The sequence below is a fragment of the Frankia sp. AgB32 genome, from assembly GCF_023243045.1.
GTDB lineage: Bacteria > Actinomycetota > Actinomycetes > Frankiales > Frankiaceae > Frankia.
In genome coordinates this window covers 1-19,442 of sequence record NZ_JALKFX010000037.1, presented here as the reverse complement: position 1 = coordinate 19,442, position 19,442 = coordinate 1, and the positions used below count along the sequence as shown (strand labels likewise).

Here is a 19,442-nt window from a genome sequence, read left to right as displayed (position 1 = left end):
CCGTGGTTAGCACGGCGCTCGCCGGGCTGGGTGCCGACGCGCCCGGAGGCGCCGTTAGAATCGTCCGCGGTGCGATCGCACGCGACGCGCCGGACCGCCCTTGCGGTCCCGGGGAGCCGGATTGCACCAGTCCGCCACTCCGCCTCAGGCGGCGAGCCGCGCCGCCCGCACCCGCCAGCCAGGAACGGGGGACGGGATACCAGTGGTCACCACCACCCTCACGACCAGGATTCCGCGGTCGTGGGTGATCCCGACCCAGGAAGCGGAAAGCGGCCGCACGGCCAACGACGCCACCCTGCGCGTGCTGACCATCCTGATGTTCTGCGAGATCTTCCTGCAGCGGATCGCGCTGCCGGCCGGTGGCTCCCAGGTCCAGATCATCCTGCCGATCACCTACGTCTGCCTGGCGATCATGCTGTGGCGCGGCGGCCTGTCGCGGAACTCCGGCCGGACCACCGGCTACTTCGTGGCGATGACGGCCTGCGCCCTGTCCGCGCTCACGGCGTTCCTGCGGCAGAACGACGACACGTCCATCACCTCGCTGCTGCTGTTGCTGGCGACGTACGTCCCGTTCCTCTACGGCCTGCGGCCCGCGGACGCCCGCGCCCTGCTCCCCCGGATACTCGACCGCTTCCTCATCATGATCACGGTGCTGGCCGGGCTCGCGCTGTTCCAGTTCGGCAGCCAGCTCGTGGGCGTGCCGTACACGGACGTCGTGAAGGACATCGTCCCGTCGAACCTGCTGATGCACGGGTTCAACACCTCCTATCCGGTCCAGTACGGGTCGTCGATCTTCAAGTCGAACGGCTTCGTCTGCCTCGAGGCCTCGTTCTGCTCGCAGTTCCTTGGCTTCGGGATCGTGGTCTGCGTGCTGCGCGGCGGGAGCTGGTGGCGGCTGCCGATGTTCGTGCTGGCCATCCTCTCCACCGTCTCCGGCACCGGCCTGCTGCTGCTGGCCTTCGCGGGCGTGCTGCTGGCGGTGCACAAGGGCGCCCGGTTCGCGCTGACCGCGCTGCTCGGGGTCAGCCTCATCGCGCTGGTCATCAGCTTCACCCCGGCGTCGAGCATCTTCGCCGCCCGCGCGACGGAGACGTCCTCGTCGACCTCGAGCGGCAGCCTGCGGTTCGTCCAGCCCTACCAGCGGACCTGGGACTCGCTCGGCAAGGATCCGGCCACGGTCGTGTTCGGCAACGGCCCCGGCTACGCCGACCGGGACGCGAGCGCCTTCTTCCAGCGCACCGGCCTGCCGCTGAACTACGCCCTGGTGCCGAAACTCGTCCTTGAGTACGGCGTTCTGGGCACCATCATGTTCCTCGCGTTCATCGTGACGATGTTCGTCCGCGGCTCGCAGTCGTTCGTGCTGTCCGGGTCGGTGTTGATCTTCTACACTGTGCTGTCCGGCGGCCTGTTGGCGCCGGTCGTCACGGGACTCGGGCTGCTGCTCGTCGCCTGGTTCACGGTGACCCCCCAGGACGAACGCGAGGCAGCCAGCGATCTCCGGCCGGCACCGTCGGCCGGCTCCTCCTCCGTGCAGCGCGGTTCCTTCGCGGCCGTCTGACCCCTCGGCCGCCCTGCCCGGCCGGGGACCAGGTGCCGTCCACCCGGCCGCCGCGCGGGACCTGTCGAAAGGTGCGGTAAAGGCGAGCACGCCCAGGTCGCCCAGGCGAACCTGGAGCGGGCCGGCCTCGGTGACAACGTCGAGATCATCCTCGGCCCCGCGGCCGATTCCCTCGACGGTCTGGTCGCCGCCGGCACCGAGCCGTTCGACCTGGTCCTCCTCGACGCGGACAAGCAGAACAACGCCCGCTACCTGCGCGCCGCGCTGGACCTGACCCATCCCGGCAGCGTGATCATCCTCGACAGCCTGGTGCGCGGCGGCGCACTCGCCGCTGCCGAGGACGATGACTCCGACGACCGCGCCCGCGGCACCCGCGACCTGCTCAGCCTCGTCCACGACGAGCCCCGCCTGAGCGCGACGGCCATCCAGATGGTCCGTGCCAAGGGCTGGGACGGTTTTCTGCTCGCCCTCGTCAGGTAGCCACGCTGACCGCGATCCCGTTCAGGTCACGGTCACCAAACGCAACCGTTCCGCCTGCCCGTTTTGTCGGATTTCGGGTATCCGAGGGGCGACGGTGGTCCTTCTGCACGGTCTTCCATCTGTTTTGTCCGTACAGAGGGACCACGGCGACCCGCAGGCATGATCGCCCAAGCCCGCGTCGACCACGCCCGGTCATCGTGGCCGCCCGGCAACGGTCCGTGCGCGTCCGCGGGCAGCGGACCAGCAGCCGCTGGAACGGACCCGGCCCCGCTCACCGCAGCTGGCGGTGAGCGGGGCCGGGTCTTGTTCGCGTGCCGGGCCTGAGCGGGCCCCGGGTCGGTCTAGCGGGCCGGGCGGGCGTAGCGGTCGGTGGGTTCCGCGTCGGCGCCGCCGCGCTTGGGCGGGGCTCCGTTGTCACCGACCGTGGAGCTCGACGTGATCGGCTCCACCGAGGAGCGCCGCTCCGGGGTGGTGCCGACGGCCCGACGGATGCCGGTGCGCCCGTCGTGGACGACGCCGACGACCCGCTCGGCGAGCGCCGGCCAGTCCCGCGGCACCTGCTCCAACTCCTTGAGGTGCGTCTCGGAGGAGGTGATGACGACGACGGCGTCGGCCTGGATGGCCGAGGCAGCGGTCATCGGCAGTTCGGCGAGCGCCGAGGTGACCAGGATGACCAGGTCGACGACGGGCGCGCGGTCGGCGAGGATCGGGGCGAGACCGCCCGGACGGGCGGCCCGCGCCGGCGACACCCGGTTGTAGAGGATGTGCCCGCGCCCGGTGCCCGACGAGCGGGCCAGGCAGGTCGGCTCGTGCGCCCAGCGGGGCAGCTCCCCTGAGGTCGGCCGGGGCAGCCCCTCCAGCGAGGCCCGCACCTCCGACGACGGGGACGTGTCGAGGATCAGGACCACACCCTGGTCGTCCGACCAGGCGGCGGCGACCGAGGCGACGAGGTCCGGGGAGAGGTCACCGCGCGACGCCGGGGTGAACGCCACGACCTTGCTGGTCGGCGACATCACCGCCGACATCGCCGAGACGAGGGTCTCGGCCGCGCTCGCGGTCGTGCGGCCCGGCTCCAGCGCGGCGATCAGCGGAACGCCGAGCGCGTCGGACGGGTTGTGCGGGTCGAGAATCGTCGGCCGCCGCTGGTACATGATCCAGATAGCGGCGATCGACCCGAGCAGACCCACCAGCGCCGCGACGAGCGTGTTGCGCAGCAGGACCGGCCCCGACTGGCCGCCGGCGACCGGCGGCTCGGCCAGCTTGATCGCGGCGCTGCCGAGCACCACTGCGGTCTGTGCCGTGGCGATCCGATTGTTCAGATCGGTGATCTGGGCGTTTCGGACCGTGACGTCGTTCGCTCCGCCAGCCGTCTGAGTCGTGGCGTTCTGGGCCACCAGCTGGTCACGCAGCTTGGTCAGCGCGTCCACCGACGCCTGACTGTTGGCGCCATAGCTCGTCAGCAGCGTGCTGTAGGACGACTCGGCCGCCTTGACCAGCGAGATGGCCGCGTCCTGGGTCGACCCCTTGCCCTTGACGACGAAGTAGTAGCCCGAGTCCGACGGCGTGACGGTGAGCCGGTCCGTGACCTCGCCGTCCGTCAGCTTCAGGTTCTTGGCAATGTCGGCGACGGCCGCCGAGGACTGCGCGAACTGCGCCTGCGTCTGGACGTAACGCGTCACGTCGACCGTGGACCCGCCGATTATCTGGGAGTCCGTCGACAGGAAGACCCGGGCGCTGGCGGTGTAGGTCGCCGACTGGGCTTTCGAGTAGATCGCCGCGAGCGCTGCGAAGATCACCACGACGATGACGATGATCAGCAGGCGCGGCTGCAGGATGCGCAGCAGCGAGGGCGCGGACGGTGCCCGGCTCGTCTCGCCGGCGGGCTGTGATGTGCGGCTCATGACGCCTCCGTCCCGGCTTCGGACCAGGCGGACCCGGCCCGCACACGGATAGGAGATCCGGCGGAACGACGCACCGGCACCTCCAACAGGACGTGAAGCGGACTCAATGTAGCCCCCCACAGGAGCATCCGGCGCGATTGCCGGATCCACGGTCTAGATCTGACGAACCGATTTGCGAGCATAGCCGATAGCGGAAAGTAAACGGTCATAGCTATGACTGGCGCAGCGATGGCAGTCAGGAGTCGCGCCTGCCATGTCGCGGGCCCGTGGCGCGGCCCCACTGCTCGTCCGCGCCCCGGCGATCGGGCCGGGCACGGGCTCTACCAGACCCATCATCCATGCCGGCGATACCGCGCTCCGAATCGCCTACCCTCAACCGTGACATGTTGGCACCACGCTCCATCCGCAGATGCTGCGTCCGAGGCGCGTCACGTCGCAACTCTTCCGGCACGTCAGCCTTCCTGACTTTTGTCGAGCTAATTGCATCCCATCGTTTTGGGCTGGACCTGGCACCACGCTGTGAACCGTCCGCACCGACGGGCCACCCACCGGTGCCCGCCGGATCGTCAGGCCAGGCGACCTCGCGGGGAGCAGGATTGTCCGCCCGCCGGGGCCGCCTCCCCGCCGGCCGCGAGGCCACCGGTGCCGGCTGCCGCAGCGCGGCCTGCTCCTCATCGTGCTGCTGTGCCAGCCGGCGCAGCAGCACGAACCACACGGGGACCAGCGCCCAGAAGGCGATGTTGAACCCGATGACCGCCCCGCGGGCCTCGCCGACCACCGCGCCGATGACCGGGAAGGCCAGCAGCACCGGCGCGAAGGCCGCGTTGATCCGGAAAGTAGTCTTGGTCTTGCCCAGCGCGTAGATCATGCAGGCCGGTCCGACCGGCGCTCCCGCGGCGAGGTAGTGCAGGATCGACAGGCCGAGGATCGCCTTGACGCCGTCCCAGCTGTCCCCCAGCAGCGCGTGGCCGTACCGCTCGGGGAGCAGGTAGAAGATCAGGCTCCAGGCGGCGCCGACGCCGACCACCACCCCGGACAGCGCCCAGGCGGCCCGTTCCCGCGCCCGCCGGTCCATCGAGGTGCGCTTGGAGAACTCCGGCAGCGCGAAGCTCACCACCCCGACCCCGACCACCGTGGTCGGCCCGAGCAGGGTGCGGGCTCCCTGCAGAGCACCGATCGTCGAGAGCGACCCCACCGCGCCGATCGCGAGCATCGACGTCTGCAGGGCCCCCTGCACCGTGAGGAACTCCGCCGCGAGATAGCCGGCATCCGTGCGGTTCTCCGCCAGCCACCTCCTCGTCGCCCCCGGCGCCGGCCAGAACCCCGCCTGGACGACGCCGACGAACGCGGCGACCATCGCCGACGCCCCCCAGGCCAGCACAAGCGGCGACGACTGGGTCACCCCCCGATGGACCAGCAGCCAGATCCCGAGAACCTGGACGGCCGCCCACACGAGGTCGTTGATGAGCGCGCCGACCGGCCGGCCCATCGCGAAGAACACGAACCGCCACGCGTCCTGTAGCAGCAGACCGGGCAGCACGGCACCCATCGCCAGCAGGGCCGACCCGACCGACCCCCCGATGCCGAGGCCGGCGAGAACGAACACCGCCCCCACGGCGATGCCGAACACCAGCGACGAGCCGGTGGTGGCGGACGCGGCCGCCCGGAACTGCGACTTCGACCTGCCGGAGTAGAACATGCTCAGCGGCATGCAGGTCGCGCCCCGGGACAGGCCGATCACGAGGGCGAACAGGGTGTACGAGACCCCGAAGGCGCCGTACTCGACATCGGTGACCTGATGCGCGATGAGGAACGAGATCGCCGCGTTGGTCGCGCTGGACACGGCCTGGTCGGCCATCGTCCACAATGCCTTCGACCGGGTGCCGCCGTCCTGCGCCGGTCCGCCGTCGGCGTCACCGTCGGCATCGACGTCGTCGAGCTCGGGGTCTGCGCCATACCGGACGGCGGCGAGGTCGTCGTCCCCGATGCGGGCCCGGGGGCCGGTAGCTCCCCGGTGTCGGCCACGCCCCGCGCTCTCCCGTACTCCCCCGGCGACCAGGCCGCGTGACACCACCTGGGTCGACTCCGGATCCGCCCTCCCGGCGCCGCCGCGCCGGGACACCGGTTCCCGGACCCGGGCGATGACCGCGGTGTGCTCCGCCCGCAGGCGGGCCTGCAGCGCGCTGAGATCGATGGTCGAGGTCAGGGCATGGGGCAGCAACACCTCCGACGGCCGACCACGCGGCACCCGCTGGTCCCGTTGAGGCTGAGGCTGGTGCCCGGGCGGCTGGGGTTGGGGCGGCTGGGCGGAGGGCGGCGACGCGGTGCCGACTTCCCAGCCTGGGCTGGCAACGGGTCCGGCTGGACGCGCCGCGGAAGGGCCGGGTGCCCGGGTTGGCGCCACTGCCTGGGCGGGCGGTGGGCTCAGGTGCTCACCCCCGCCGGGGCTCGCGGCCGGTGCGCCACGGCCCTGGGGGCTGGCCGGCCGGCCGGGCGCGCCGGGCGGCCAGGCCCGCGCTCCGGTCGCGCCGTTCGCCGGGTAGGCGGTCGTGGGCGACGTGGGTGGCCGGCCGGCGGTCCCGGCCGAGCCTGGGGGAAGGTTCGGCGGCGCCGCGGGTCGGCTGACGGCCGGAAGCCTCCCCATCGGACGACTCACCGGGCTTCGCGGCGCCCCGCCTCCGTGCGTTGCCTGACCGGACGGGTGAACTCCCGCACCAGGAACCTGGCCTGGTGCGGGCCCATCCGCCGCGGGAACCCATCCGGCCTGATAGCCACGCGCTCCGGGGCCCGAGGTCGGCAGATGGCCATTCGCGCCGGCAGGGGAAGGTGGGCCCGGCTGCCGGCCGCCCGACACGGGGTTCTGCCAACCGTCAGCAGGTGCCGGCGGCTGCGCGGGCGGCGCCTGCCGCGCCGCGGCGGGTGGGGGCGGGCCGGGCGACGCGCCATTGGCGAGAACCTGCGGAGGCGGGGGGAAGCCGCGCGGCCCCGTGATCGGCCGGCCCACAGCGGGAATCCGTCCCATCCGCCGCCCGCCGGGCGGCGCGGCCGGGCCAGATGCCCCAGGTCCGGACGGCGCGGAGGGCGGGGTCGCGGGCCGGGCGGCGGACGCGGACGGCCGTTGCTCGGCGGCCGGCCCGCGCTGCCATGGCTCCGCGGCCGGCCTGGACTGCCAGTTCTCCGGAGCGGGCCTGGACTGCCGCTGCTCCGCGGCGGGCTGAGACTGCCAGTTCTCTGGAGCGGGCCTGGACTGCCCTTGCTCCGCGGCGCCCCCGGACTGCCAGTACTCCGGAACGGGCCTGGACTGCCCTTGCTCCGCGGCGCCCCCGGACTGCCAGTACTCCGGAACGGGCCTGGACTGCCGCTGCTCCGCGGCGGGCTGAGACTGCCATCGCTCCACGGCCGGTCCCGACCCCGCCGCCGGAGGCGGGACCGCGCCCGGGGCCGGGGCGGGGTGGGGGACGCCGTTCCAGGACCCGGGCGGCGGCCGGTCGGGGTGTTGGCCGTTGCGCTCCGGCGCCGCCCGGCCGGGGGGTGCGGGACCGTTCATGCGCACGGCCGAGCCGTCCGGCGGGGTCGGCGACGAGACCTCGAAGCCCAGGTAGCGCCGGTCGGAGGTGGCGGATGGCCGGCCGGGGGCGCCGGCGGCGGGGTCAGGCTGGCCGGTGGGAACCGGGCCGTCGAGCGGGGAGTCGGGGTGGTGCCTCTCGACGGGTTCGGCCGACCGGTTGGGCGGCGGATCCTCCGCCCAACCGGAGGACCGCAGGTCCACGTCGATATTCGTCATACGCACTCTCCCGACCGGCGATGCCGGCCCGGCGCCCGCGGCCCGGCCGGCCGCGGGCGGACATCACGACGACCCGACTCCATTACCATCCAGGAACCGCCTAAAGCACAACCGGGCGGGGTACCGGCACGATGAACCGGCCACCGCGGGCGGCGTATTCGCCCTGCTGGGCGATGATCTCCTTTTTCACGTTCCACGCCAACAACAGCAGGTAGTCGGGCTGACGCTCCAGCAGCACGGCCGGGTCGAGGATCGGCAGGCGCGCCCCGGGGACGTAGCGGCCCTGCTTGTGGATGTTGCGGTCGACCACGAAGTCGAGGAGGTCGGTCGTGATGCCGCTGGAGTTCAGCAACGTCGCGCCCTTGGCCGCCGCGCCGTAGGCGGCGACCGTCCTCCCCTCGGCCCGCAGCCCGCGCAGCAGCTCGACCAGCTCGTCCTGGACCGTGCGGACGGCGTCACCGAAACTCGCGTACCGGTCGAAGGAGTCCAGGCCCGCCTCGCGCGCGGCGCCGAGCTGGGCCGCGACCGACTCGGCCGGCTCGGCGGTGCCGGCGTGCCCCATGCTCCAGCGCAGCGTCCCGCCGTGCAGGTCGGCGAACTCCTGGACGCCGACGACCGCGAGGCCGTTGCGGCGCATCAGCGCCTCCACGGCGATCGTGGAGAAGTAGCAGAAGTGCTCGTGGTAGACGGTGTCGAACTCGGTGTGGGCCAGCAGCGCGCCGACGCCGGGGTTCTCCACGTCGACCAGCCCGTCCTCCTTGAGCAGGATCGAGAAGCCCTCGACGAAGCTGTTGAGGTCGGGCACGTGCGCCATCACGTTGTTCGCGATGATCACGTCCGCCTTCAGGCCCTCGGCGACAAGCTGGCGGGCGAGGTCCGCGCCGAAGAACTCCTCGCGGGTGGGCACACCGGCCTCGCGGGCGGCGGCGGCCGGACCCGGCGTCGGCTCGATGCCGAGCACCGGGATGCCGCGCTCGACGAACGCCTTGAGCAGGTAGCCGTCGTTGCTGGCCACCTCGACGACGAGGCTGTCCGGGCCGAGGTCGCGGCTGGCGATCAGGTCGATGACGTGCTTCTCGGAGTGCCGGACGAGCATGTCGGAGAACGAGGAGAAGTACGGGTAGTCCTCGTCGAAGATCTCCGAGGCCGGCAGCTCGTGGGTGAGCTGCACCAGCGCGCAGGACTCGCAGAACCCGACCTCGAGCGGGAACGACGGGTCGGTGGCGTCGAGGGCGTCGGCGCGGACCAGGCGGTTCGCGATCGGCGTGGACCCCAGCGAGAGGAACAGCCGCGGGGCCGGCCCCGCGCAGGACCGGCAGGAGGTGACGGGCGTGGCGATCCCGCCGGCGGCGGCCGGCTGCTGGTTCGCGGCGGCTGCGCCGCCCTCGGCCCGGGTTCCGGATGACATGCGTTCCCCTTGGTGAGATGTCGACATCGATACGCCCGCGACCAGCACGGCCACGCCTTTCGGCGGCTGGTACGGGTATGCCGGTCGGCCCCGACGGCCCGACCGGTGGACCGCACATCGCGGCGATGTGACGGCCTCGAGCACCATCCGCACCCGATTTTCGCAGGGCGGCCGAACCGCGGGACAACGGGGGCCGATGGCGGCGACAACGCCGTCAACACGGCGTCCCCGGGCCGACGGCCAGCGGATGGCAGGTGGCGGATGGCAGGTGGCAGGTGAGCGGGAGGCGGAAGGGTGGGGCGCGGCGGTCAGGCGCCCGCGCCGGCGACGCCCGCCGGCGCGGACCCGACGCCGGCCGGCTCGGGCGGGAGGAGCTCCCAGGCCCGGTCCTTGGCGGAGACGACCGAGACCGGCAGCGGCCAGGCAATCGCGAGACGCGGGTCGTCGAACCGCAGCCCACGGTCGTGTCCCGGGGTGAAGGGGACGTTCATCTGGTACGTCGCCTCGGTGGCGTCGACCAGCGTCTGGTATCCGTGCGCGAGGCCGGCGTCGATGAACAGCGCCCGGTGGTTGTCCGCGGTCAGTTCGACCGCGACGTGGCGCAGGTAGCTGGGCGAGTCCGGGCGCGGGTCGACGATCACGTCGAGCAGCGCGCCGCGGGTGCAGCGGACCAGCTTGGTCTCGCGGACCGGCTCGGCCGCCCAGTGCATGCCGCGGATCGTGCCGGCGTGCGCGTTGTACGCGACGCTGCACTGGGCGACCTCGACGGTGAGACCGGCGGCGGCGAACTCCTCGGCGCAGAACATCCGGGCGAACAGCCCGCGCTCGTCGGCGAACGGCTCGGCGTCGACGGTCCACACCCCGGCGATCGCCGTCGGCGCGATGATCACGGAGTGGTCCAGAACAGGTCGGCGTCGAGCTGGTGGGTGCCGATCAGGTACTCAAGCTGCTTGAGGCGGGTGTGGCCGCGGCCGGTGAAGGTCTCCGCGTCGAGCTGGATAGCGGTGAACACCTCGTGCAGCTGCTGGGCGCCGCGCAGCGCGTTCCAGTCGCAGGAGAACCCGGGCAGCGTGCTGGCGATCTTGTCGAAGTTCACCCGGTAGCTGCGGTTGTCGCCGCCGTTGTCGCCGAAGCTCAGCTTGCAGCCGGTGAACACCGACGCGACGGCGTCGGCGATCTCCTTCACCTGGTAGTTCTGCTCGCTGTCGCCCACGTTGAAGATCTGGTTGTGGATGACGTCGCGCGGCGCGGCCAGCGCCAGCCGGATCGCCTTGGCGATGTCGAGGCCGTGCACCAGCGGGCGCCACGGCGTGCCGTCCGAGGTCATCGCGATCTCGCCGGTGGTCCAGGCGACCCCGGCGAGGTTGTTGAGCACGATGTCGAACCGCTGCCGCGGGGACGCGCCGTAGGCGGTGGCGTTGCGCAGGAAGGTCGGCGAGAACGAGTCGTCGGCCAGCGGCGCGACGTCCCGCTCGACGTACACCTTGCACTCGGCGTACGGGGTCTGCGGGTCGACCGGGGACGTCTCGGTGACGTCCTCGCCGGTCGCCACGCCGTAGACGCTGCACGACGACATGTAGACGAACCGCTGGACGCCGGCCTGCTTGGCGAGGTTCGCCAGCCGCACCGAGCCGAGGTGGTTGACCTTGTAGGTGACGTCCGGGGCGAGCGCGCCGAGCGGGTCGTTGGACAGCTCGGCCATGTGCACGACGGCGTCGACTCCGGCGAGGTCCTCGACCGTGAGGTGGCGCAGGTCCTTGTCGAGGGTCTGCGCGGTGCGGTCCGTCCCCCGGTAGAGCCAGCCGTACTTGTAGTAGCCGGTGTCGACACCGATGACCTCATGGCCATCACGCATCAGCTCCGGCGCGAGCAGGCACCCCAGGTACCCCTCCGTGCCGGTCACGAGCACCTTCATCCGCGAGTCCTCCCCATCTCGGCAGCACGGCGCCGGGTAGCCCGACCGGGCTACCCGCTCCGGCCCCAAACGGTACCGAGTGGATCCCGCCTGCGGGCCGCCGCCGTCTTCCCGCCAACCTGGACGGACCCTGCCGATTCGACGGGTGACGACCCGCGGCGCATCTACCACTGTCCGTGCGGCATTGCCCACGCCCCGCTACTACCCAGCACCGATCTCGGGCTCGCCCACCTGGCGTGTCTCACGATTCGGACTGTGCGTCTTCGCTGCGAAGCAGGTCGTGGACAAGTGCTGTGGCGTGTTCCTCCCAGTCGGGAGGTGGGTCGGTTGCCGGGTCGTAGGCGGGAAGGCGGGGGATCTCGACGCCGAGGGAGTGCAGCAGCGCCGTGGCCCGGTTCAGGTCGTGGCGGCGGACGTGCGGCTCGCCGTCCGCCCAGGCATATCGATAGGCGGCGCGGGCTTGGCAGATCGCTTGTTCGGTGTCGCCGATGGCCTGCCAGAGATGCGCGAGGTGCAGGTGCGCCGGCTCGCGCAGCGCGGCAAGACGCTCGGCTTCGGTACGGGGGTCGGCCAGCCGGCCGAGGTGGTGGCGGGCCAGGGCGAGCAGGGTTTCGGCCTCAGCATCGGTGACCTCAACCTCGCGAGCCATGCGCACGGCCGTCTCGAGACTGTCTGCCGCGTCCGCCCACTGGCCCCGATCCACCAACCACCAGCCGCGAAGCAGCTGCAGCCCACGGAGATATCTACGAGCACCGCGGGCCGCTGCGATCCCCACCGCTTGGCTCAGGTCCTCGCCGGTGAGAGTACCTCGCTCGAACAGGTAGCAGGCATGCGAAAAAACGGCGGCCCCGGCTTGTACAGACCGCTCGGACAAGTCTCGGAATTTCAGACTGAACTCTGCCCACGTCCGTTCGGCGTCATCCATCCGCCCAGAAACTACATACGCGTCACACATGTCCAGTCGCGGGTAGAACGAATCACCGCCACCGATGTGTTCAGCTAGTCCAAGAGCGAGAACGCGGAGGCGTCCAGCAGAGGCGAGATGATTCTGGTGAGCAAGTTCCCCCGCGCAGTTGCTAAGCCCAACACGTGCATATCTCCAATTCCGCTCGGTGAGGTCGATCTTCAGCCCTGCACCTTTGGCGGCGAGCGCGGTACCGTGCTCCCCGAGGTTACCGAGCGCGAGACCAGCGTCGTTGACCAGCCGGCTCTGGTGATTCGCGTCCAGCTCGGGGGACGGAGTGGTCCAGTCGTGGGTAAAGAAGGGGCGCAGCAGGGCGAGCATCTCAGCGTACGCCTCCAGCCCGCCGAAGAGGGCATCCGCGAATTCACCCGTGTAGGCAAGGGATGCTTCGGGAAACCGGCCCAGGCGTAGGAGGGTGCGGATGACGGTCAGGGGGTTCCGTAGATCGTCGATGGTTTCGGCGGCCGTGTAGGGGTTCTGGGGCCGGGACGAGAAATGGTCGATAACCCGCTGGCCGAGGAGGTCACGGTCGCCGGTGGGAAGCCCGGCGGCGACAGAACGCACGACCGGGTGCAGGTCATACCGACTGTTGCGCCGATCTATCTGCAGCAGACCCCTCTTCTCCAGTTCCCCCACCGTGTCATCAAGTCGCTGTGCTGCCGAGGCCCGATCCACAGATCGCTCCCACGCACGGCGGGCCTCCAGGTACGCATGGTGTGCCCTTGCCTGAATCTCGTACCCCGCACGCGCGGCGACGCGATCCCCCGCTGCCATGTCCGCCCAGCCAGGATCGTCCTCTGGTTCTTCCGGCGCGGGGACGGAGTCGGGTTCGGCGGGCAGGTGGGGGTTGAGCGCCTCGATGGTGTCGTAGTCCGTTGCCTCGGACAGCAGGGCGAGCATGGACAGCAGTCGTCGATCCGGCTCGGGGAGCGCGTCGATGGCCGCGTGCAGGATGTGGTTGCGCTTGCCGACGAGATTGAGGCCGCCGATGTCGAGGCCGCCGCCGTAGGCGGGGTCCGCAGCCCACCGGTCGAACTGGCCGTGCGCGCGTGGATAGTTCAGGACCAGGCCGGCGATGACGCCCGTCACGAGTGGGTGGCAGTCACAGTGCCGGTGCAGATAGCCGCGGATGGTGCCCGAGTCGCCGTCGACGTCGTACGACCGCAGCAGGGCTTCCGCGTCGACCGGCTGGAGGCCGGGCAACGTCTCGCAGCGCACGCCGGGGATCGGCCGGCCGGCGGGGCCGAGCAGCGCCTGCGGCACCAACCGCGAGGTGATCAGGATTTTCGACGGCCCGGCAGCCGCGAGCCTGCGCAGCAGTTCCTCATCGAGGGGACGGATCGCCGCTCGAGGGTCACGGGCGGCGATGATGTCTCTGGTGCCAACCTCCTCGTCGCTGAGCTGGGCCGCATCGTGGCGGTGGTAAGCGACGAGAACACGTTCGAGGCCATCAAGGACCAACAGCCATGGGCGGCGCCGGAGCTGCCAGAGCAGCTGGTCGGTGAGGTCGGCCTGTTTCACCTTCGCGAAGTCGTCCAGCGGCCGGCCAGTGATGTAGGCCAGGGCCCGGCGGCAGAAATCGGTCATCACCGCCCCCTTCTCGTAGAAGGAGTACCAGAACCGCCCCGCCCAGTCCCCGCGAACATCCGTGGCGCGATGGGAGAACCATTCCCAGGTCAGCGCGCTTTTTCCGGTGCCGCCGATCGCGTCGAACAGCAGCACCGGGGCGTGGTCTGCCGGCGCGGCCCAGTCGCCGAGTATTCCCAGCTGGTCCGCCCGCCCGACGAAACATTGCCCACCGATGTAGGGGGGGTCAGCACAGGGCTCCGGCGGGGTCGGAATACCGCGCGTTTCGTCGCGGCCGGCCCAGTTCCTCTGGGCAGTCTCTTCGGCGGCACGCGCGTCGAGGAGAGGGCGAAGCTCGGCAACCGAATGGATGACCGCTTCCTTGAACTCCTGCAGGCTGTCGAACTCCCGGTACACCCGCTCCACGGACGAGTCGTTGCTCGCGCGCTTGACCTCCTCGCGGAACAGCGCCAGCTTTCCAAATTCCTCCGGGCCCGCCTCCACCGCGGCCAGCGGCACCGGGTGTTTTCCACTCATGATAAAGATCAGTGTTGGCCGACCGAGGCGGCGCGCCTCCCGGAACTCCAGCTCCGTCAACGACCATCCCTGCGGATTTTCGGCGGCACTGCGAACCTGCCCGTAGCTGTACCCGACGATGCCGATGTAAGCTGCGGCGTCCTGGACCTTCTGCAAGGAGGACTCCACCACAGTGACATCGGGCAGCGCCGAGTCATGCTCCATCGCGATGGGGTGCAGCCCATTACCCAGGATCGCCTGGATCACCGCGTCACGATGGTCCCGCAGATCCCGGAAGGTACTTGAGACCATCACGCCGAGGTATCGTCGCGGCGTCGGCAACGACTCACCGGTCACGACACGAACCGGACCGAATACGGCCATGCCCCCCACATAGCCTGAGAGTATGCCACCCGACACTCCACCATGATCGGGGTTGTCTGCCGACGTCACCCAGACTCACTAAACGTGACCGGCAGGCAATCTACCTACTCGCCTCCCCGCTTCTCCTTACGAGTGGGTATTGCGCGGAGTCGGGCGGTCTGTTGGAACAACATCCTGCCGGAACTCCGTGATCAGCGGGGGGCAGGCTTCATGACGCGGGCGGGGGCGGCGAAGACGGTCGAGCCGGGGGGGACGTCGGTCATGACGATCGAGCCGGGACCGATCTTCGCGTCGTCGCCGATCGTGATGCGGCCGATGAGGTGCACGCCGGGGGCGAGCTCCACCCGGGCGCCGACCTTCGCCACGTCCTCGGGCTGCGCCGAGCCGCCGGCGTAGCCGATGGTCAGGTTGTGGCGCAGCGTGCAGTCGTCGCCGATCTCGCAGTGGGGCGGGATCAGGATCGTCTGGGTGTGGCCGATGTGCACGCGGCGGCCGATCCGCGCCTGCTCGGAAAGCTCGACTCCGTACAGGTTACGGATGATGAGGTTGTTCACCACCTTGTAGAAGACGGTCACCGCGGAGCGCAGCGGGCCGCGCAGGCCCAGCCGCCACTGGCCGATGCGGTACACGGCGAGCACGTGGAAGCCAGGGTGGGCGAGCGAGCCGTAGTGCCGGCGGAGGTCCTCCTTGAGGATCTCGCGCAGGCCCAGTTCGGAGGCGTCACGCGGATCGGCCGGCTGGTGCGTCGCGGCCTCGGCGGGGGTGTCGCCGAAGGTGTTCGGCACGGGGGTGGTCACGGGTCGTGGATCGTGGTCGGGCGTGGTGCCGTTGCGGGCATGGCCGGTCTCAGTGGACACCACTGAGCTCCTCGATGTGTTCGCGCATGTCACCCACGGTGGCGAAGCTGGCAAGCCTGTCATCGGCGATCTGGATCGCGAACTCCCGCTCGACGGCGTAGATCAGGTTGATGTGCGCGAGAGAGTCCCATCCGGGCACGTCGTCTGCGGTCATCGCGTCGCTGACGACGAGATCATCGTCAGCGAAGATCTCCCGGAAGATCTGCTGGAGTCGGTTCTGGACCATTTACCTGGACACCTCTTCTCGTGTGCTCTGCGGACGAGGCTGCGCGAAGATCTGGCGGGACGGCGCGCTCGGCACGGCCGGCTGGCCGCCCGCGGTCGCCGCCCGGGTGTCGACGGGCGGGAGGACGACCCGCAGCAGCCCCGGGGACGCGTAGGGCTCCTCCACCGACCGGGCCCAGTGGGTCGTTCCCGGCGCGGCAGGGTCGTCCGGTACCTCCAGGCGATGGAAGCCGAGCCGCGGGTACAGGCCGGCAACCAGGGCGTTCTTCGGTGAGGGCCGGTGGTGGCCGGTGACCCGGGCCAGCCCTCGCCGACGGGCCTCGGCGAGCAGCAGTCCGGCGACCTCGTCCTCCAGCGTGCGGCCGATGACCCGGCAGCTCATCAGCCAGGTGTCCACCACCAGGGCGTCACCCTCGGTCACCCCGATCGCGACGGCGACGAGCCCGTGGTCGGCGAACCGGTCGGCGAGGCGGAGACAGAGCACGGCCGTGCCGGACTCCGCGGCCAGCCGGGCGATCTCCTCCGCGCTGCGGCGGCGGCCGGTCAGGTTGAACTGGTTGGTCTTGCCGACAAGCTGGGCGACCCGCGGCAGCGTCAGCTCGTCGAGGGCCACGACGGTCGCCGTCATGTCCAGTCCGCGGTGGAAGTCCTCCAGCGACGTCGCGGCGGCCTCGGCGGCGGCGAACTCCGCGCGGGCCCGGTAGGTGGCGGTGCGGGCCGCGTCCTCCGCGGTCAGCGCGGTCGTCTCGAAGAACGGGTAGTCGGCCAGCGCGCGGACGTAGCCGTGCGGGTCGGCGGGCAGAGCGATGACGTCGACCTCGGGGACGAGCTGGCGGACGGCCTCGCGCTCCGCCGGGTTGTCGTCGACGAGGACGAGGGCGTCGAGACCGAGACCGAGCGTGGCGGCGATGCGGCGCAGCTGGGTCGGCTTGTCGTCCCAGCAGGCGCTGAACATGGCGATGTCGTCGAGCCGCAGGCGCATGCCGGGATGGCGCTCGAACGCCTCGCGAGCGTCGGCGTCGTTGTTCTTCGAGCACACGGCGAGCACGACCCCGCGTTCCTTCAGCTCCACCGCGTAGTCCTGCACGGCGGCGAACGCCTCGCCGAGCGGGCCGTCGCCGAGCGCGATCCCGGCGAGGCCCTCCTCCCCGAGCACCCCGCCCCACAGGGTGTTGTCGAGGTCGAGGACGAGGCACTTGCGGCTGGCCCCGAGCTGGGCACCGATCACGGCGGCGGTGTGCCGGGCAAGCAGCGGCACCTGGTCCAACGCCACCGCCTGCTTGGCGCGGTTCCAGTAGCGCGGATCGAACCAGGCTCGTCGCCCGACGTCGGCGGCCAGCCGGTCGCAGTCGACGAGCGCGACCCCGTCTCCGGCGGCCCGACCGAGCTCGGCGTTGACCCGGGTGAGCAGGGTGGGGCGCGAGCCGGCGGTACGCAGCGCCAGGTGGCCGAGCGCTACCTCGGCGGGCAGGGCGAACGCGTGCTGCACGATCCGCGCGCCGCAGCGGGCGCGCAGGGTCTCCCACAGCGAGGTCCAGCGGTGCACCTCGGCCGCGACGGCGGCGTCCGGCCGTTCACTGACCGCCGGCAGGACGGCATCGCCCGCGTGCACCGCGAGCACGACGACGTCCGGCGCGAAGCGGTAGAGCTCGCTGCCCGGGTCGAGGATCTCCTGGCGGTACTGCCCGTAGCCGCACTCGTAGGTCTCCACGGCGACCCCGGCCCGCGCGGCGGCCAGCGGGAGCAGCGCGGTGAACTGGGAGGTCGTGTAGCTGCCGAGGACGGCGACCCGGGCGGCTCGCGGCAGCGCCGCGGTCCGCGGCAGGCAGCGCCGCAACACCCCGGCGGCCGCCGACCAGGCGCCGAGGTCGGCGTCGGTGTCGGTGAGGGCGAGGGACCACCGGACGGCTCCGGCCGGATCTCCGGCGCGCTCGTGCGCGATGGCGAGATCGCGGCAGAGCTTCGCGCTCGGCAGCTCGCTCCTGGCGGCGCGCCCGGTCAGCTCGGCGACGGCGGCCCGCGCCACGGCGACCCGCTCGATCCCGGCCGCCGGTTCGGCGGCGTCAGCGCCCCGGATCCGCTCGATCGTGCCCGGACGTACCCCCACCGCGGCATCCCCCGTTTCGATCATCCTGTGGCCCCTTTCGGAGTCACCCGTTCCGGCACCCGCACCCGACCGCCCAAACTCTACCCTCACGTGAGAGTTGGTTCGAACCGAACGTTCGGACCGGCCGAGAGGTGCGATGAGGACGCGAAACGTCGCCGAAACCCGCGAAACGCCCCTTCACCCCTCCCGCCCGGCCCGCGACTCTCACCCGCGACCGCGACCGAACCTCCGGCGAACGCCGATGCGCAGAACCGCGGCCGCCGCGCGATCACGCCGCTGAGCTGGGCGGACTCACCGGCCGAGAGCTCCGCCAAACAGGGCTGGATGGCCGACGGATACACAACATTCGATCAATCGGTCGAGATCTATCCATTTGCTGACACGCACTGAGACAGCCCCGGACATATGGAAAACTCCATTCACACGACCCGACCGTCGCGACTCCCGCACGCCTTTGTCGACCATCAGCCGCAACCCCCACCCCTCGCCACCCGAGCCACCCCGTTGCCCATCAATCCGGACATTCGGCCGTCCACCGCTCCGGCATCGGCTGGCTCCGCCCTCAGACAGGTCTGTCCACATGCAGCACGCCGCCAGGCCTCGAGGGGCCGCACCCGCCCGGTGGGCGCCGCTGTTCGTGGGCGTGCTCGTCGTCCTGCTCGCGCTGCCCGCACCCGCGGGCGCCGTCGCCCCGACCGGCCCAGGTGCTCAGCCCGCCACGCCAGCGCCAGCGCCAGCGGCGCAGTGGTACCAGGCCGTGCTCGGACTGGCCGCGGCCCAACGGATCAGCCGAGGTGCGGGCACCGTCGTCGCCGTCATCGATGGCGGGGTCGACGCGACCAGCCCCCAGCTGCGCGGCCAGCTCGTCCGCGGCGCCGCGGCGGCGCCGGACGCCGCCCCCGACGGCTGGCGCGACGACGATCCCGACGGCCACGGCACGGCGATGGCGGGCATCATCGCGGGCCGCGCCACCGCCGACGCGCCCGAGGTCCGCGGCATCGCGCCGGACGCGCGGATCCTGCCTGTCTCGACCGGCGCCGAGGCCGACTCCACGGAGGTCGCCGTCGCCATCCACCGCGCCATCGACCTCGGCGCGGACGTCATCAACCTGTCCCTCGGCTCCGCCGGCGCGGCCACCGCGGACGAACGGGAAGCCGTGGGCTACGCCCTCGCCCACGACGTCGTGGTCGTCGCCTCGGCCGGCAACATCGACACCGGCGACACCGACACCGGCGACATCGACACCGGCGACACCGACATCAACTCGCCGGCGAACATCCCGGGCGTCGTCGCGGTCACCGGATCGACGGCCCACGGTGATTTCTGGCACGGCTCCGTCCGGGGTGCCCAGGCCGTCATCGCCGCGCCGGCGCCGGGTGTCCGCGCGCCGGTGCCGACGAGGGTCTCGCCGGACGGTCTGGACACCGGCTCCGGCACCTCGAACTCGGCGGCGATCGTCTCCGGGGTGGTCGCGCTCATCCGGTCGGCCCGACCCGAGCTGGACGCACCCAACGTGATCGAACGGCTGCTCGCCACCGCCCGGGACGCGGGCCCGCCCGGACGTGACGTCGAGTTCGGCTTCGGGATCGTCGACCCGGTCGCGGCCCTCACCCGGCCCGTGCCGGTGGTCACCCGCAACCCGCTGCTGGCCGTGCCGAGCCGGTGGGGGGCGCCCGGCCAGCCGCCGGCCGGGGCGAGCGCGGACGCCGCCGGCCCGGCGGGGGCGTCCGGCCCGGTCTCTTATTCACATCTCCGAGCCCACTCCCCCGCTCTGCAT

The 19,442-nt window shown here is 71.5% G+C and carries 11 protein-coding genes and 1 pseudogene; 3 read left to right on the top strand and 9 right to left on the bottom strand.

Features of this window, described 5'->3' with window-relative positions:
* The first annotated feature begins 202 nt into the window (after window positions 1–202).
* Both MXD60_RS13565 and MXD60_RS13560 read left to right on the top strand, forming a co-directional pair.
* Window positions 203–1,558: an O-antigen ligase family protein gene (locus MXD60_RS13565; protein ID WP_248819409.1), complete on the top strand. Its 1,356-nt coding sequence runs from the start codon at window positions 203–205 to the stop codon at window positions 1,556–1,558.
* A 96-nt stretch (window positions 1,559–1,654) separates the two neighbouring features.
* Window positions 1,655–2,038: pseudogene (locus MXD60_RS13560) on the top strand (O-methyltransferase); the annotation flags it as partial.
* Between the two features lie 341 nt (window positions 2,039–2,379).
* Here the strand turns inward: MXD60_RS13560 and MXD60_RS13555 are convergent.
* From MXD60_RS13555 to MXD60_RS13515, 9 genes are all read right to left on the bottom strand, one after another.
* A complete protein-coding gene (locus MXD60_RS13555; protein ID WP_248819408.1) occupies window positions 2,380–3,939 on the bottom strand; it encodes a Wzz/FepE/Etk N-terminal domain-containing protein in 1,560 nt (519 codons plus the stop codon).
* Window positions 3,940–4,174: 235 nt separating this feature from the next.
* The gene (locus MXD60_RS13550; protein ID WP_248819407.1) at window positions 4,175–6,163 is read right to left on the bottom strand and encodes a hypothetical protein; all 1,989 of its coding nucleotides are present in this window, start codon (window positions 6,161–6,163) and stop codon (window positions 4,175–4,177) included.
* Window positions 6,164–7,823: 1,660 nt separating this feature from the next.
* Window positions 7,824–9,131, bottom strand: a complete 1,308-nt coding sequence (locus MXD60_RS13545; RefSeq protein WP_248819406.1) for a class I SAM-dependent methyltransferase — start codon at window positions 9,129–9,131, stop codon at window positions 7,824–7,826.
* A 308-nt stretch (window positions 9,132–9,439) separates the two neighbouring features.
* Window positions 9,440–10,021, bottom strand: coding sequence for a dTDP-4-dehydrorhamnose 3,5-epimerase family protein (locus tag MXD60_RS13540; RefSeq protein ID WP_248819405.1), 582 nt, complete (start codon window positions 10,019–10,021; stop codon window positions 9,440–9,442).
* Window positions 10,018–11,046, bottom strand: coding sequence for an NAD-dependent epimerase/dehydratase family protein (locus tag MXD60_RS13535; protein WP_248819404.1), 1,029 nt, complete (start codon window positions 11,044–11,046; stop codon window positions 10,018–10,020). Before MXD60_RS13535 ends, MXD60_RS13540 begins: the two co-directional genes overlap by 4 nt.
* Before the next feature lie 241 nt (window positions 11,047–11,287).
* Window positions 11,288–14,476 carry a DUF4062 domain-containing protein gene (locus MXD60_RS13530; RefSeq protein WP_248819403.1) on the bottom strand — a complete coding sequence of 1,063 codons (3,189 nt, stop codon included), beginning with the start codon at window positions 14,474–14,476 and terminating at the stop codon, window positions 11,288–11,290.
* Window positions 14,477–14,667: 191 nt separating this feature from the next.
* On the bottom strand, window positions 14,668–15,333 hold the full coding sequence (locus MXD60_RS13525) for a serine O-acetyltransferase (RefSeq protein ID WP_248819402.1): 666 nt from the start codon (window positions 15,331–15,333) through the stop codon (window positions 14,668–14,670).
* On the bottom strand, window positions 15,323–15,559 hold the full coding sequence (locus tag MXD60_RS13520) for an acyl carrier protein (RefSeq protein ID WP_248819401.1): 237 nt from the start codon (window positions 15,557–15,559) through the stop codon (window positions 15,323–15,325). Before MXD60_RS13520 ends, MXD60_RS13525 begins: the two co-directional genes overlap by 11 nt.
* Window positions 15,560–17,689 (bottom strand): HAD-IIIC family phosphatase, encoded by a 2,130-nt coding sequence (locus MXD60_RS13515; protein WP_248819400.1) that lies wholly within the window; start codon window positions 17,687–17,689, stop codon window positions 15,560–15,562.
* A gap of 556 nt (window positions 17,690–18,245) precedes the next feature.
* Here MXD60_RS13515 and MXD60_RS13510 point away from each other — a divergent pair.
* The coding region (locus MXD60_RS13510; protein WP_248819399.1) for a S8 family serine peptidase at window positions 18,246–19,442 on the top strand (1,197 nt) is incomplete at its 3' end.

Excerpts from the sequence above, each read along its gene's own strand:
- MXD60_RS13555 (WP_248819408.1), bottom strand. The coding sequence starts at position 3,939 with ATGAGCCGCACATCACAGCCCGCCGGCGAGACGAGCCGGGCACCGTCC.
- MXD60_RS13545 (WP_248819406.1), bottom strand. The coding sequence starts at position 9,131 with ATGTCATCCGGAACCCGGGCCGAGGGCGGCGCAGCCGCCGCGAACCAG.
- MXD60_RS13535 (WP_248819404.1), bottom strand. The coding sequence starts at position 11,046 with ATGAAGGTGCTCGTGACCGGCACGGAGGGGTACCTGGGGTGCCTGCTC.
- MXD60_RS13530 (WP_248819403.1), bottom strand. The coding sequence starts at position 14,476 with ATGGCCGTATTCGGTCCGGTTCGTGTCGTGACCGGTGAGTCGTTGCCG.
- MXD60_RS13520 (WP_248819401.1), bottom strand. The coding sequence starts at position 15,559 with ATGGTCCAGAACCGACTCCAGCAGATCTTCCGGGAGATCTTCGCTGAC.
- MXD60_RS13515 (WP_248819400.1), bottom strand. The coding sequence starts at position 17,689 with ATGATCGAAACGGGGGATGCCGCGGTGGGGGTACGTCCGGGCACGATC.